The organism is Nocardia coffeae (assembly GCF_019890715.1).
In the GTDB taxonomy this organism is placed as follows: Bacteria; Actinomycetota; Actinomycetes; order Mycobacteriales; family Mycobacteriaceae; genus Nocardia; species Nocardia jiangxiensis.
Genome location: NZ_JAINZY010000032.1, coordinates 15846 through 29803, shown reverse-complemented (window position 1 = coordinate 29803; position 13958 = coordinate 15846). Strand labels below are relative to the sequence as shown.

The 13958-nt window shown below is 67.8% G+C and carries 15 protein-coding genes; 10 read left to right on the top strand and 5 right to left on the bottom strand.

All coding sequences use genetic code 11. From position 1 onward, the window contains the following. The first annotated feature begins 71 nt into the window (after window positions 1-71). Window positions 72-725: a cation diffusion facilitator family transporter gene (locus tag K7711_RS46405; RefSeq protein WP_222979469.1), complete on the top strand. Its 654-nt coding sequence runs from the start codon at window positions 72-74 to the stop codon at window positions 723-725. 119 nt (window positions 726-844) lie between these two features. On the opposite strand, the gene K7711_RS46400 is transcribed toward K7711_RS46405, so the two are convergent. Beyond that, entirely contained in the window at window positions 845-1633 is a 789-nt protein-coding gene (locus K7711_RS46400; protein WP_222979463.1) for a VOC family protein, read from the bottom strand. 15 nt (window positions 1634-1648) lie between these two features. On the opposite strand from K7711_RS46400, the gene K7711_RS46395 reads away from it, so the two are divergent. Beyond that, window positions 1649-1948, top strand: coding sequence for a hypothetical protein (locus K7711_RS46395; protein WP_222979461.1), 300 nt, complete (start codon window positions 1649-1651; stop codon window positions 1946-1948). A 74-nt stretch (window positions 1949-2022) separates the two neighbouring features. On the opposite strand, the gene K7711_RS46390 is transcribed toward K7711_RS46395, so the two are convergent. Further along, the gene (locus K7711_RS46390; RefSeq protein WP_222979458.1) at window positions 2023-2580 is read right to left on the bottom strand and encodes a cupin domain-containing protein; all 558 of its coding nucleotides are present in this window, start codon (window positions 2578-2580) and stop codon (window positions 2023-2025) included. A gap of 106 nt (window positions 2581-2686) precedes the next feature. On the opposite strand from K7711_RS46390, the gene K7711_RS46385 reads away from it, so the two are divergent. After that, window positions 2687-3247 (top strand): TetR/AcrR family transcriptional regulator, encoded by a 561-nt coding sequence (locus K7711_RS46385; RefSeq protein ID WP_222979456.1) that lies wholly within the window; start codon window positions 2687-2689, stop codon window positions 3245-3247. A gap of 141 nt (window positions 3248-3388) precedes the next feature. On the opposite strand, the gene K7711_RS46380 is transcribed toward K7711_RS46385, so the two are convergent. Continuing rightward, window positions 3389-4189 (bottom strand): SDR family oxidoreductase, encoded by an 801-nt coding sequence (locus tag K7711_RS46380; protein WP_174434996.1) that lies wholly within the window; start codon window positions 4187-4189, stop codon window positions 3389-3391. 71 nt (window positions 4190-4260) lie between these two features. Beyond that, window positions 4261-5463, bottom strand: a complete 1203-nt coding sequence (locus tag K7711_RS46375) for an acyl-CoA dehydrogenase family protein (RefSeq protein WP_443678120.1) — start codon at window positions 5461-5463, stop codon at window positions 4261-4263. An 86-nt stretch (window positions 5464-5549) separates the two neighbouring features. Here K7711_RS46375 and K7711_RS46370 point away from each other — a divergent pair, with 86 nt between their 5' ends. From K7711_RS46370 to K7711_RS46350, 5 genes are read left to right on the top strand one after another with little or no spacing between them, the layout of a single operon-like run. Beyond that, window positions 5550-7109, top strand: a complete 1560-nt coding sequence (locus K7711_RS46370; RefSeq protein WP_222979451.1) for a FadD3 family acyl-CoA ligase — start codon at window positions 5550-5552, stop codon at window positions 7107-7109. Next, window positions 7106-8077, top strand: a complete 972-nt coding sequence (locus K7711_RS46365; RefSeq protein WP_308015253.1) for an enoyl-CoA hydratase — start codon at window positions 7106-7108, stop codon at window positions 8075-8077. The genes K7711_RS46370 and K7711_RS46365 overlap by 4 nt, the downstream gene beginning before the upstream one ends. Next, window positions 8078-9208, top strand: a complete 1131-nt coding sequence (locus tag K7711_RS46360) for an acyl-CoA dehydrogenase family protein (protein WP_222979449.1) — start codon at window positions 8078-8080, stop codon at window positions 9206-9208. Window positions 9209-9236: 28 nt separating this feature from the next. Continuing rightward, entirely contained in the window at window positions 9237-10223 is a 987-nt protein-coding gene (locus K7711_RS46355; RefSeq protein WP_222979447.1) for an acyl-CoA dehydrogenase family protein, read from the top strand. 31 nt (window positions 10224-10254) lie between these two features. After that, a complete protein-coding gene (locus tag K7711_RS46350; RefSeq protein ID WP_222979445.1) occupies window positions 10255-11304 on the top strand; it encodes an acyl-CoA dehydrogenase family protein in 1050 nt (349 codons plus the stop codon). A gap of 134 nt (window positions 11305-11438) precedes the next feature. On the opposite strand, the gene K7711_RS46345 is transcribed toward K7711_RS46350, so the two are convergent. Further along, window positions 11439-11798 carry a hypothetical protein gene (locus tag K7711_RS46345; RefSeq protein WP_222979443.1) on the bottom strand — a complete coding sequence of 120 codons (360 nt, stop codon included), beginning with the start codon at window positions 11796-11798 and terminating at the stop codon, window positions 11439-11441. A 337-nt stretch (window positions 11799-12135) separates the two neighbouring features. On the opposite strand from K7711_RS46345, the gene K7711_RS46340 reads away from it, so the two are divergent. Together K7711_RS46340 and K7711_RS46335 are read left to right on the top strand one after the other, a co-directional pair. Continuing rightward, window positions 12136-12594, top strand: coding sequence for a MarR family winged helix-turn-helix transcriptional regulator (locus K7711_RS46340; protein WP_308015251.1), 459 nt, complete (start codon window positions 12136-12138; stop codon window positions 12592-12594). 27 nt (window positions 12595-12621) lie between these two features. Beyond that, window positions 12622-13887 carry an MFS transporter gene (locus K7711_RS46335; protein WP_222979441.1) on the top strand — a complete coding sequence of 422 codons (1266 nt, stop codon included), beginning with the start codon at window positions 12622-12624 and terminating at the stop codon, window positions 13885-13887. The last annotated feature ends 71 nt before the right edge of the window (window positions 13888-13958 follow it).

The following is a 13958-nucleotide window of genomic DNA, read 5'->3' as shown; positions in this document are numbered from 1 at the left end:
GCCTCGCGCACGATGGAGCCGAGCGCCAGCGAGGTGGAGTCGTGAGCGAGGTGGATGCGAGCACGAACCTGATGGCGACGCAGAGCTGCTGCGGAAGTTCCTGCGCCGCACCGGTCGTCAAGGATGCGGCGTGGCATCGTGCCGCTCGGTGGGCGCGCGCCCTGGCCTGGGTGAGCCTGGTGTGGATGGTCGCCGAGGGCGTGATCGGGCTGTGGCAGGGGGTGGCGGCCGGATCGATCGCGTTACTCGGCTGGGCGCTGGGCAGCGTGGTCGAGGGGATGGCCAGTGTGATCGTGGTGTGGCGGTTCACCGGCGAGCGAACCCTGTCCGAGACCGCCGAGCGAACCGCGCAAAAGCTTGTGGCCGTGTCATTTTGGCTACTCGCCCCGTATATCGCCATCGAGTCCGTGCGAAATCTGCTGGGCGAGCACAGATCCGAGTGCACAGCGCTCGGAATGACGGTCACCGCACTGTCACTGGTGGCCATGCCCCTGCTGGGCCGCGCGAAACACCGCCTGGCCGTCCGCTTGGATTCGGCCGCGACCGCCGGGGAGGGAACCCAGAACTACCTGTGCGCGGTCCAAGCCGCGGCCGTTCTGGCCGCCCTGGCGCTCACCTCGGTATGGAGCGGCGGCTGGTGGCTCGACTCGATCGTCGGCCTCGGCGTGGCCGGTGCGGCTCTCTGGCAGGGTGTGCAGTCCTGGCGCGGCGACGACTGTTGCTGACCGTCGTCGGATCCGGCTGAAACCCCACCGCCGTCCACATTCGCGGCCGGAGCCGAAAAGCTCGAGGGCCGGACCGATACGCCGGTCCGGCCCTCACACACAACTGTCGCGACCGGGCGCTACCCCGCGCGAACCGAGGTGTCGATGAGACCGAACGTCTCACCCTGCGGCGCCGCGACCACCGCCATCCTGCCGAACGGCGAATCGGCCGTGGGCATCAGCAGCGTCCCGCCCAGCTCCGCCACCCGTTCCACCGCGGTGTCCACGCCGTCGAACTGGAACCAGGTGAGCCAGTGGGCGGGCACCGGCTCGCCGGGCATGAGGGTGTCGTCGTTCATGCCGCCCACGCCCTCGGTGCCGCCGGGCGGGGTGAACATCACGTATCGCATATTCGCGCCGTCGCCGACATCGGTATACGTGTAGTCGAAGACGTCGGCGTAGAACTGTTTCGCGGCGTCGAGCTGCCGCGTGTGCAATTCGTTCCAGCAATAGCTGCCGTGCTCGTTGTAGACGCCGGCGCCCTGGTGTGCGCGTGCCTGCCAGATGCCGAAAATACCGCCGGTGGTATCGGCGACGACCGCCATTCGACCCGCGTCCATGACGTCGAACGGGGGCACGAGCACCTGGCCGCCTGCCGCGGTTACCCGCGCGGCCAGACTGTCGGTGTCATCGGTCGCGAAATAGGTGGTCCACACCGAGGGCATTCCGGGCTGCGGCTTCGGGCCGATTCCGGCTACGGATTTGCCGTCCTTCGATGCCATCAGATATCCACCGGCTTCCGCTTCACCCCCTTGGATCTGCCAGCCGAACAGGGTGGAGTAGAACTCGCTCGCCTTGGCCGGGTCATCGACCTGACAGTCGACCCAGCACGGGGTTCCCGCGGACCATGGCGTATCGCGCACAGGCATAGATTTCTCCGTTCTGTGATTGCGAGTTTGCGTGCGACCGCTGAAAAGAAACGGCTGATACATCGCGCGGTCGAATATGTCGTCATCGCCACCACTGCGACGCCTGATCGAGCACGCCGTGTCAGCAGCGGTACCTCGGAGAACACGTTAGATCATATCTTCCCGGCGCCTCGCCGAGACAGTGTCGAATGTCGTCGAATCGTTCGAAAAACGGTGCGTCGACGGCGTTCACCATTGCTGTCCGAGGCGAAGGATCGAAAGCCCGTCATCTTCGTCATCGGCAACTCTCCGATCGAATCACCGGCAATGCCGTGAAACAACAGTCCGAGCATCGAACGGCCGCACGGCTGGATTCATCGGAAAATCAGACCCGTTGGCGCACAAGGACCTTACGGTCGATCGCTGGTCCCGATGCGATCCGCGCCGACGGCCACGCCGACGATGGTGCAGACCTGCGCACCATGGTTGCGCCAGGCGTGCCGAGTGCCGTTCTGGACGACCACATCGCCCGCCCGCAGCACGGTCCGCTCGCCGTCGTCGAGTTCGAGGGTGACCTCGCCCGAGACGATCAGGACGTAATCGATGCTGTCGGTGATATGCATGCCGGGGTCGCCGGGATCCATCGCGGCCATCGCACCCGGCATCTGTCGCTCGACCTCGGCCAGAGCCGCGGTCGTATCGAGGTCCGCGGCCGGGACCACCTCGCCCGGCGGAATCGTGTTGAGCATGAAGCGCGATCCGTCCGGGGGCGGGTAGTACGCCGTGGCCGCGCGGGGTGCGCCGTCGTCCGGGAAGGTGGGGCGCTCGTCCCGGCCCCACAGTCGGTGCACGGCGAAGCCGGGCATCAGCGCGGAGGTGATGGGCTCGACCTCGCTGTCCTGGACCACGCGAGACCTGCCCTCGGAGTCGTGTCCGGTGACCACGCGCCGAACATTCCTGTGCGCCATACGATCGCCCCTTTGATACTGTCGCGTATGGATACGGTAGCGTATTAATACGCCACCGTATCCCGCACCCGTAGTGCCGTCAATACCCCGGCGTATCCTCTTTCCCGTGGTGAACGAGTCGACCCGGCTGTCCGCGCGGGACTGGGCGCAGGCCGCGCTGAAGGCGATCGCGGACGGCGGACTGGCGGCGGTCGCGGTGGAACCTCTGGCGCGCACACTCGGCGTGACCAAGGGGAGTTTCTACGCGCACTACCGGAATCGGGACGAGCTGATCGAGGCGGCGCTGGCAGAGTGGGTGCGAACGCACGGCGAAGGCGGACTCGCCGAATTCGCCGCGATCACCGATCCGGCACAACGGCTGCGCGACCTGGTGACCGCGGTCGTCCAGGCCGTCCAGCCGCTGGCCCCCTCGGTGCATCTGAGCCTGCTCGGCGACCGCGGCGACCCCCGCGTCAGGGCGGCGGTGGCCCAGGTGAACCGCGTCCGCCTGGACCTACTGACCCGCACATACCGGGAACTCGGACTTCCTGCCGAACGCGCCGAATACCGAGCCCGCATCGCCTACGCGGCCATCCTCGGCCTACAGCACCTGGCACAGACCGAACCGGACTCCTCCAGCGCGACCGTGCTCTCCGACGAGGCCGCCGCAATCTTCCTGCCGTCCTGAGCAATTCAGGCTCCCCGCCCCAGCATTCGACGATCCGGCGGGAAACCGCTGACGTCCGGAGACAGCGCAATTCTGCTGCTGCCGAAGCGAATTCGCGACATTCCGGATCGATGCCGCCGGGAGCGCGCCCCCGGCGACGGATCAGGCCCGCTGGCTGCTGACCGAGACGACCTCGCCGGTCATGTACGAGGTGTAGTCGCTGGCAAGCATGGCGATGGTGGCGGCCACTTCCCAGGGTTCGGCGGCGCGGCCGAAGGCTTCGCCGGCGGAGAGGCGGTCCAGGAGTTCGCTGGAGGAGACCTTGTCCAGGAAGGGGTGGCGGGCGATGCTGGGCGCGACGGCGTTGATGCGAACGCCCAGGTCGGCGGCTTCCACCGCGCTGCAGCGGGTCAGGGCCATGACACCGGCCTTGGCGGCGGCGTAGTGGGCCTGGCCGTGCTGGGCGCGCCAGCCCAGGACGCTGGCGTTGTTGACGATGACGCCGCCGTGCCCGGCCTCGCGGAAGTACTTCAGGGCCGCGCGGGTGCAGCGGAACGTGCCGTTGAGGGTGATGTCCAGGACGCGGTCCCATTGCTCGTCGGTCATGTCGACGACCGGCGTCTCACCGCCGAGTCCGGCATTATTGACCAGAATGTCGATGCGCCCCAACGCTTTCGCGGCCGCGGCGATCAGCTCGTCCACCTGCTCGGAACTGGTGACGTCGCAGACCGCCGAGGCCACCCGGCGCTGCGGATAGGCCGCGGCCAACTCCTCCTCGGTCTGCTTCAGACGCCGCTCGTGCCAATCGGACACCACGACGTCCGCACCCTCGTCGAGCATGCGGCGCGCGGTGGCCGATCCGATCCCGGTCCCCGCCGCGGCGGTGATCACCGCAATCCTCCCGGCCAGCAGCCCGTGTCCCGAAACCGGCTGCGGCGCAACAGAAAGATCGGTCACTGTGATTCCTCCAGGTCTGATCGGATCTTCGCATCCGATCGGTCGATCCGGCCGGGTGCGGCCGATCCGGTCAAGGGTTAGCGGGCCTCACGCGGGAGGCCGAGCACGCGTTCGGAGATGATGTTGCGCTGCACCTCGTTCGAGCCGCCGTAGATGGTGTCCGCGCGGCTGAACAGGAACAGGCGCTGCCATTCGTTCAGGTCGTCCGGCAGGGCGATCAGTCCCGGTGCGCCGAGCACGTCCATGGCGAGTTCTCCGAGGTCGCGATGCCAGTTGGCCCACAACAACTTCGAGACCGACGCCTGTCCGGCGGCGGTGCGCGGGTCGATGTTGTCGTGCCCGGATGCCAACGTGCGCAACGCATGTGCGCGCATTACGCGCAAACCGACCCAGGCTTGATCGATGCGTTCGGCGATGACCGGATTCTCCAGCGCGCCATTCGATTTCGCGACAGACTCCAGGTCGGACAGTTCCCGGGCGAACCGGATCTGCTGTCCGACAGTGGAAATACCACGTTCGAAGGTGAGGGTGCCCATGGCCACGCCCCAGCCCTTGCCCGGCTCCCCGACCACCAGACTCGCCTCGGTCCGGGCGTCGTCGAAGAACACCTCGTTGAATTCGGCCGTGCCGGTGAGCTGGATGATGGGCCGAACCTCGACGCCGTCCTGCTTCATCGGCACCAGCAGATAGGACAGGCCGTGGTGCCTGCTCGACCCCGGTTCGGTGCGCGCGATGACGAAACACCAGTCGGCCAGATGCGCCAGCGAGGTCCAGATCTTCTGACCGTTGATCCGCCACTCGTCGCCCTCGAGGCGCGCCGACGTGGTCACCGCGGCCAGGTCCGAACCGGCTCCCGGCTCGGAATATCCCTGGCACCATAGTTCGGTGACCGAGCGGATGCCGGGCAGGAAGCGCTGCTTCTGCTCCTCGGTGCCGAACGCCAGCAGCGTCGGGCCCAGCAGTTCCTCGCCCAGGTGCGACACGCGGCTGGGCGCGTCGGCCTTGGCGTACTCCTCGTGGAAGATCACCTGCTGGCGCAGGGTCGCGTCGCGGCCGCCGTACTGTTCGGGCCAGCCCAGGCAGGTCCAACCCGCCGCGGCCAGGTGGCGGTCCCATTCGAGCCGCTCGTCGAACGCCTCGTGCTCGCGACCGGGCCCGCCCAGTCCACGCAGCTCACGGAACTCGCCCTCGAGGTTCTCGACCAGCCATTCGCGCACGTCGGCGCGGAACTTCACATCCGCGGACGTGTCGCTACCGGCCGCGGCATCGGGGGTCTGGATCACACTCACTCCGGTAGAGTAACCTACCAAGCACTTGCTTTGTAGACCCACAGTTTCGAATCGCGGCTCGCCGCGGGAGGACGCCCGTGACCACCCTTTCGCAGACCACCCCCCGGGCCCTGCACGATGCGGCGCGCGCCTACGGCGACGCACCGGCCGTCCACGACGGCGAGGTGCAGCTGAGCTGGACTCAACTGCTCGACCAGGTACAACAGGTCGCGGGCGCGCTCATCGCCCGCGGTGTGCAACGCGGCGACCGGATCTCGATCTGGGCGCCGAACACCTACCACTGGGTCGTGGCCGCACTGGCCTCGCACTACACCGGCGCGGCACTGGTTCCGCTGAACACCCGCTACGTCGCCGACGAGGCCGTGGATGTGCTCGAGCGGGTGCGCGCCAAGGCACTGTTCGTCTCCGGCCCCTTCCTCGGGCGCGATCGACTGGCCGAACTGCGTACTGCCGCTCCGGATCTGAACATCGAGACGATCATCGTGATGCCCGCCGAGGCGGACGCCGCGCTCCCCGAGGCGACCGGCACCGTCGTCCGCTGGCCGGATCTGGCCCGGATCGCCGAGCAGACCCCGGTCGCGGAGGTGCTCGCGCGCGGGGAATCGGTCGACTCCGAAGACATTTCGGACATCCTGTTCACCTCCGGCACCACCGGGCGCAGCAAGGGCACGCTCGTCGCGCATCGGCAGGCGCTGAGCGTGGTGCGCGCGTGGGTGGCCTGTTCGACGCTGAACAGCGAGGACCGGTACCTGGTCATCCCGCCGTTCTTCCACAACTTCGGTTACAAGGCCGCGATGCTGGCCTGCCTGGTGACCGGCGCGACCATCGTCCCGCAGGCGAGTTTCGATGTGCCGCAGGCGATGCGGATGGTGCACGAATTGCAGATCACCGTACTGACCGGTCCCCCGACGATCTACCAGACCATCCTGGACCATCCGGCCCGCGCCGAGTTCGACCTGAGCAGCCTGCGGGTCGCGGTCACCGGCGCGGCGACCGTTCCCGTGGTGCTGATCGAAAGAATGCGCGGGGAACTGGAATTCGACGTCGTGGTCACCGCCTACGGCCTGTCCGAATCGGCCGGATTCGGCACCATGTGCCTGCCCGACGACGATGCGCGGACCGTCGCCAACACCTCCGGCGGCCCGATCGCAAACTTCGAGGTGCGCATCGGCGAACACGGCGAGGTGCTGCTGCGCGGCCCCAACGTGATGCTCGGCTATCTCGACGATCCCGAGAACACCGCCAGGACGATCGATGCCGACGGCTGGCTGCACACCGGCGACGTCGGCGTCCTGGACGAGCGCGGTTATCTGAAGATCACCGATCGGCTCAAGGACCTCTACATCAGCGGCGGATTCAACGTCTACCCCGCCGAGGTCGAACAGACCCTGGCCCGCCTGGACGGCGTCGCGGACTCCGCGGTCATCGGCGCGCCGGACGAGCGCATGGGCGAGGTCGGCAAGGCATTCATCGTCCGACGTCCGGGCTCCACACTCACCGCGGAGGACGTGGTCGCGCACGCGAAGCGCACACTCGCCAACTTCAAGGTCCCGCGCTACGTGGAATTCCGCGATGAACTGCCCTACAGCGCCGCCGGGAAAGTGCTCAAACGGCAACTACGCGAGGAGAATTCGTGACCAGCACAGATATTCCCGGCGCCGTTCCCGACGAGGGTGAGGTCGTCACCTACGAGCGGCGCGGTCCGATCGCGGTCGTCACGATGAACCGGCCGGACTACCGCAACGCGCAGAACTCGGTGATGACCTACGCCCTGGACGCGGCCTTCACGCGCGCGGTCGAGGACGTCGAGGTGACGGCGATCGTGTTGGCGGGCAACGGAGAACACTTCAGCGCCGGACACGATATCGGCACCCCGGGCCGCGACCACCACGTCCAGTACGAGAACAAGGCCGCGCTGTGGTGGGACCACCTCGACCGCCCCGGCGGCGATCAGCGGTACGCCCGCGAACTCGAGGTGTATCTCGGCATGTGCCGCCGCTGGCGGGAGATCCCCAAGCCGACGATCGCGATGGTGCACGGCGCGTGTATCGCCGGTGGGCTGATGCTGGCCTGGGTCTGCGACCTGATCGTCGCTTCCGAGGATGCGTTCTTCTCCGATCCCGTTGTGCGCATGGGTATTCCGGGTGTGGAGTATTTCGCCCACCCCTGGGTGCTCGGACCGCGCCGGGCCAAGGAGGTGCTGTACACCGGCGACCGTTTCAGCGCCGCGCAGGCGTACGAGTGGGGCATGGTGAACCGGGTCGTGGCCCGCGAAGAACTCGAGACCGAAACCTTCGCCCTCGCCGAGAAGATCGCCACCATGCCGCAATTCGGGTTGGCACTGACCAAGAAGGCCGTCAACCAGTGTGAGGACCAGATGGGACTGCGCTCGGGAATGGATTCGGTCTTCGGACTGCATCATTTCGCGCACGCCCACAATGCCGAGGTCGGCGCGGATTCGCTCGGCGGCATGAACGCCAAGTCGATGAAGGCCACCGCCACCGCATCCACTGTGTCCGATGGCGGCACTCGCGGACCCGCCGTGGTTACGCAAGCTGCCTCCTCCGGGCCTGACGCGACTACCGCAGAGAACAAGGCGAACTAGATGGATCTCGAACTCGATTCCGCCGCAGAGCAATTCCAGCTGGAGGTGCGCGAATTCCTGCGCGCCAACGTCCCGGCGACGCCGTTGCCGTCGATGGACACCGAGGAGGGCTTCGAGGCGCACCGACGCTGGGAGGCCGGCCTGGCCGATGCCCGGCTGTCGGTGGTCGCCTGGCCGCGCGAATACGGCGGACGCGATGTCTCCCTGCTGGAATGGGTGCTGTTCGAGCAGGAGTACTACGCGGCCGGTGCGCCCGGACGGGTCAGCCAGAACGGCATCTTCCTGCTCGCGCCGACGTTGTTCGAGCACGGCACCCCCGAGCAGCTCGACCGGATCCTGCCGAGAATGGCCCGGGGAGAAGATATCTGGGCGCAGGCGTGGTCCGAACCCGAGGCGGGCAGCGATCTGGCCGGTATCCGGTCCGGCGCCAAACGCGTCGAGGGCGGCTGGGTGCTCAACGGGCAGAAGACCTGGAGTTCGCGAGCCTCGTTCGCGGACTGGGGATTCGGGCTGTTCCGCAGCGATCCCGACGCCGAACGTCATCGCGGGCTGACCTACGTGATGTTCCCGCTGTCCGCGGACGGGGTCACGGTGCGGCCGATCCCGCAGCTGGACGGTGAGCCCGGATTCGCGGAGATCTTCCTGGACAACGTCTTCGTGCCCGATCACGACGTCATCGGGGAGCCGAACGACGGCTGGCGGGTGGCGATGGCGACCTCCAGCAACGAGCGTGGCCTGTCGCTGCGCAGTCCGGGCCGGTTCAACGCGACCGCGGACCGGCTCATCGAACTGTGGCGTGCGAACAGCGAGGCTGGTGACACCGCGGCGCGAAATCGCGTGGTGGACGCCTGGATCGGGGCCGAGGCGTATCGGCTCAACACGTTCGCGACCGTGACCCGCCTGTCCGAGGGCGGCAAGCTCGGCGCGGAATCCTCGGTCAACAAGGTGTTCTGGTCCGACCTGGACATCGCGATGCACGAGACGGCCCTGGAACTGCTCGGCCCCGCCGCCGAACAAGAGAGCACCTGGACCGACGGCTACCTGTTCTCCCTCGCGGGCCCGATCTACGCGGGCACCAACGAGATTCAGCGCAACATCATCGCCGAACGCCTGCTCGGCCTGCCCCGCTGAACTCGCCCGACCCGGATTGGACCGATCGATGAGATTTGCACTTTCCCCCGAACAGCGGGACTTCGCCGACAGCCTGCGCAAGATGAGCGATGCGGCCGGGACGCCCGGCATCATCCGCGCCTGGGGCGAGGGCGACCACCACGGCGGGCGCGGACTGATCCGCCAGCTCGCCGGTGCGGGCGCCCTGGGCCTGGCGATCGACGAGGCGCACGACGGCATGGGCGCGGAGACGATCGACTCGGTGGTCGCCTTCACCGAATTCGGCAGGGCCGCCGTGCCCGGTCCGCTGGTGGAGACCGCTGCCGCGATTCCCGCACTGCTGCAAGCACTTCCGGACAACGAGCTCGCCGGGCGCTGGCTGGGCTCGTTCGCCGAAGGCGCGGCCCTGGGCACTGTGGCCTTGTCCCCCGACCAGCCCGCGGTGGACGCCGACACCGCCGAGGTGATTCTGCTGGTCGATGGCGATCGGCTGTACACCGCGCATCGCACGGCGAGCATCCGGTCCGTGGACCGCGCGCGCCGGTTGTTCCCCGTTTCGCCGGATGAGCTGGTGGCCGAGGGTGATTCGGTGCGCGAGGCCGCCACGGCGGCATTCGACGCGGGCGCCCTGGCGACCGCAGCGGTGCTGCTGGGTGCGGGCCGGGCGCTGCTGGACACCAGCGTCGCCTACGTCAAGCAGCGGCACCAGTTCGGTAAGCCGATCGGCCAGTACCAGGCGATCAAACACCACCTGGCCAACGCCTTGATCGGCCTCGAGATGGCCCAGCCCCTGCTGTTCAACGCCGCCCTGACGTCCACGTCGCGCGACATCTCGGCCGCCAAGATCGCCTGCGCCGAGGCCGCCTACCGCACCGCGCGCATCGCCCTGCAGGTCCACGGCGCCATCGGCTACACCGCCGAATGCGACCTGTCGCTGTGGCTCACCAAGGTCACCGCCCTGCAATCAGCCTGGGGCACAACCGACTTCCATCGTTCGCGAGTGGCCGCGGCGCTGCGTGATCCGGACGCCGCATGAGCATCGACGCCCAGAAATCAGGAGGAACACCGTGAGCAGCACGGCCGAACTGCAGGAACTGGCCGGCACCGTGCGCGCGGTGCTCGCCAAGCACGGCGATCGCGCCGCGCTGCGCCGGGCGATCGACGGCGAGGCCGGATACGACCCGGCGCTGTGGACGCTGCTGTGCGAGCAGGTCGGGGTGGCCGCACTGGCCGTTCCGGAGGAGTACGGCGGGATCGGCGCCGGACTCGTCGAGGCGCTCACGGTGGTCGAGGAACTCGGCCGCACGCTGCACACGCCGCCGATGCTCGGCTCCGCGGTGCTGGGTGTGCAGGCGCTGCTGCTGGCGGGCGATACCGAGGCGTGTGAACGGCTGCTGCCCGACGTCGCCGAGGGCGGCCGCACGCTCGCGGTCTGCTGGGCGAGCGCGTCCGGCTGGGACGAGCCCGGTGTTCGGGTCGCCGACGGAAAGCTCAACGGCACAGCGCATTACGTTCTGGACGGCGACACGGCCGACACCCTGATCGTGGTCACCGCCGACGGCATGTACGAAATCGACGCGGCCGCACCGGAACTCACCCGCACCACCGCGCCGGTGATGGATCCGACCCGCCGCCTGACCGAGATCACCTTCACCGAAGCCCCGGCGCGCGCGCTCGGCGGCGACTCGGCCGCGATCACCCAGCTGCGCGAAATCGCCTGGGCCGCAATCGCTGCCGAACAGATCGGTGCGGCCGACGCCTGCCTGCAGATGACGGTCGAGTACAGCAAGTCCCGGGTCCAGTTCGGCCGGCCGATCGGCAGCTTCCAGGCCCTCAAACACCGGATGGCCGATATGTACGTCCTGGTGGAATCGGCCCGCTCGGCCGCCTACGCGGTCATCGCGGACCTCGCCCGGGGCGCCGCCGACCCCCTGGACATCGCCGCCGCCCGCATCCACTGCTCGCACACCTTCTCCGCGATCGTCGGCGAGACCGTCCAGATGCACGGCGGCATCGCGATCACCTGGGAGCACGACGCGCACCTGTTCTTCAAGCGCGCCCACGGCGACGCCCAGCTCTTCGGCCAGCCTGCGCGCCCCCTGGCCCGCCCCGCCTAGCCTCGGCCCGGACACGAGCGAGGGGTGTACCCACAGCTGTGGGTGCACCCCGCGCTCGGTTGACGGAAGCTGTCGCCTTTGCCGGCAGCTGGGTGAAGGCCGCCTCTCATTGCGGCACACCCGGGTCCTGCGCGTCAGGGTTGCGGCTGGGCCCGGCGCGAGGTCCCGGTTCCGGACTTCCCGGGCGTGGCACGATCGAGATCCCGCCGAGTGGCGGTGACCTCACGCCGAGACCGGCGCAGCTCGCGGCGAGTCGCCCAGTGGCGGCGGGTCGTCGTCAAAGACCCCGCCAGCAGGAGCGCCAGCCCGACCGCGCCGACCGCGCCCACGACGATGCCCGCGGCGAACACCGCACCCGCCGAGCCCGTGTAGTGCTGGTTGAAGATGGTGAAATCCGTTGCCAGAAGATGACTTTGACCGATATTTCCGGTGACTGCCGCGACTCCGGCGACCACGGCAGCAATCAATACGATCAAACCGACGAGTGCAATCATGGGATATCCCAACGTTGTTGGATGCAGTGAACTCGCAATTCCCGGGCTTCCCATGTTCAAACAACGTTTGTCGATCCTGCCGTACGGGAACGCTCACCCCGCCCAAGCGCGGCGCCGGAACGCCGCAGGGCCCGTAAACGGAAGCCGACCTGGCCTAACCGGCTCCACATCGGTGGACCATCGGGCACCGCAGTCGTTCCCAGCGCCCTGCCGGAGACGTATCGCCCCCTGGACACGAACCAACCGTCGCGATGCGAGCTCGTCGGTGGGGGATCTCACAGCCATTTACATAGCCAACCTATGTACATAGTTAGTTAGCCTATGTAAGTTAATAACTGTGCAGTTGAACCAGGCAGCCGAATCCGAACCCCTCACCGAGGGGAACAAGCACGTGGTCGACATCGTCTCGGCCGCGGCGCAGCTGACCCGGCTGGCCCGCACACTCCGCGAGGACGACCTCCCGAACGCGATGTTGCGTGCGATGTCGGTCCTGGACGAGCGGGGTCCGCTGCGGGTCAGCGAGTTCGCTCGGATCGACGGCTGCTCGCAGCCGACAGCAACGGCGCTGATCGGCAGGATGGCGACAGCCGGATTGGTCAGCCGCACAGCAGATCCCGGCGACTCCAGAGCCGTGGTCGTCGCGCTGACGCCGGCGGGACGCGACCGATTGGCCGTGTCCCGCCGCGCGATCGGCACCGCCCTCACGACACGATTGCCCGACTTCGACACCGCCCGGCTCGCGCATCTGCGCAGCGAGCTGGACGAGTTGCTCGAGGCCCTGAAATCGGCCGCGTAACAAGCAGATCACCCAGGAGCGTCTCTGATGAGCATCACTGTGTCTCCGCGCGCCAACATCGCCGACGCACCGAACACCACCCGCCCGAATCGCGCGAAACAGCCCAAATCCGTGTGGGCCGTCGCCTTCGCCTCGGTCATCGCCTTCATGGGGATCGGCCTGGTGGATCCGATCTTGAAACCGATCGGCGAACAACTGCACGCATCCACTTCTCAGGTCACGTTGCTGTTCACCAGCTACATGCTGGTAACCGGCGTGGCCATGCTGATCACCGGTGTGGTGTCGAGCCGCTTCGGCGCGAAGAAGACGCTGCTGGCCGGTCTGGCGATCATCGTCGTATTCGCCGCGCTGGCCGGAAGTTCCGGCACCGTCGGCCAGATCGTGGGCTTCCGCGCCGGATGGGGCCTGGGTAACGCGCTGTTCATCGCGACCGCGCTGGCCACCATCGTGGGCGCGGCCACCGGCGGCGTCGCCCGCGCGATCATCCTCTACGAGGCCGCACTGGGCATCGGCATCGCGGCCGGACCGCTGGTCGGCGGCGTCCTGGGCGGAATCAGCTGGCGCGCACCGTTCTTCGGTGTTTCGGTGCTGATGGCCGTGGCCTTCATCGCCATCGTCGTGCTACTTCCGCAGGCTCCGAAACCGACGCACCACACCTCGATCACCGCGCCGTTCAAGGCATTACGGCACCGCGGCCTGCTGCTGGTGAGCATCACCGCGCTGCTGTACAACTACGGCTTCTTCACCCTGCTGGCCTACACCCCGTTCCCGCTGAACATGGGCACCTATTCGATCGGGTTCATCTTCTTCGGCTGGGGTCTGATGCTCGCGCTGGCCTCGGTGTTCCTGGCTCCGAAACTGCAGCGCCGGTTCGGCACCGTCCCGATGATCGCGCTGGCGCTGGCCCTGTTCGCCGCCGACCTCGCGGTGATGGCGATCTTCGCGGACCAGAAGATCGTGCTGATCGTCGGCACCGTCCTGGCCGGACTGTTCCTGGGCGTCAACAACACCCTGATCACCGAGGCCGTGATGATCTCCGCACCGGTGGAGCGTTCGACCGCCTCGGCCGCGTACAGCTTCGTCCGGTTCGTCGGCGGCGCGGCGGCTCCCTACCTGGCCGGCAAGCTCGGCGAACAGCACATGGCCCTGCCGTTCTGGGTCGGCGCGGCGTGCACCGCGGTCGGTGTGATCGTGCTGCTGGCCGGACGGTCGTACCTGGCGCACGTGGACGATCACGAGCCCGAGCCGCACAGCATCGAGGAGGCACAGGCGATCAGCGCCGGGGAGGACTGATCCCGATCCATTCGTGAGGCGCGAATCCGTGGGCCGCTCCATCTCGGAGCGGCCCACAGCGAATTCATGGC

Excerpts from the sequence above, each read along its gene's own strand:
- K7711_RS46400 (WP_222979463.1), bottom strand. The coding sequence starts at position 1,633 with ATGCCTGTGCGCGATACGCCATGGTCCGCGGGAACCCCGTGCTGGGTC.
- K7711_RS46390 (WP_222979458.1), bottom strand. The coding sequence starts at position 2,580 with ATGGCGCACAGGAATGTTCGGCGCGTGGTCACCGGACACGACTCCGAG.
- K7711_RS46355 (WP_222979447.1), top strand. The coding sequence starts at position 9,237 with ATGAGATTTGCACTTTCCCCCGAACAGCGGGACTTCGCCGACAGCCTG.
- K7711_RS46345 (WP_222979443.1), bottom strand. The coding sequence starts at position 11,798 with ATGATTGCACTCGTCGGTTTGATCGTATTGATTGCTGCCGTGGTCGCC.
- K7711_RS46405 (WP_222979469.1), top strand. The coding sequence starts at position 72 with ATGGCGACGCAGAGCTGCTGCGGAAGTTCCTGCGCCGCACCGGTCGTC.
- K7711_RS46360 (WP_222979449.1), top strand. The coding sequence starts at position 8,078 with ATGGATCTCGAACTCGATTCCGCCGCAGAGCAATTCCAGCTGGAGGTG.
- K7711_RS46335 (WP_222979441.1), top strand. The coding sequence starts at position 12,622 with ATGAGCATCACTGTGTCTCCGCGCGCCAACATCGCCGACGCACCGAAC.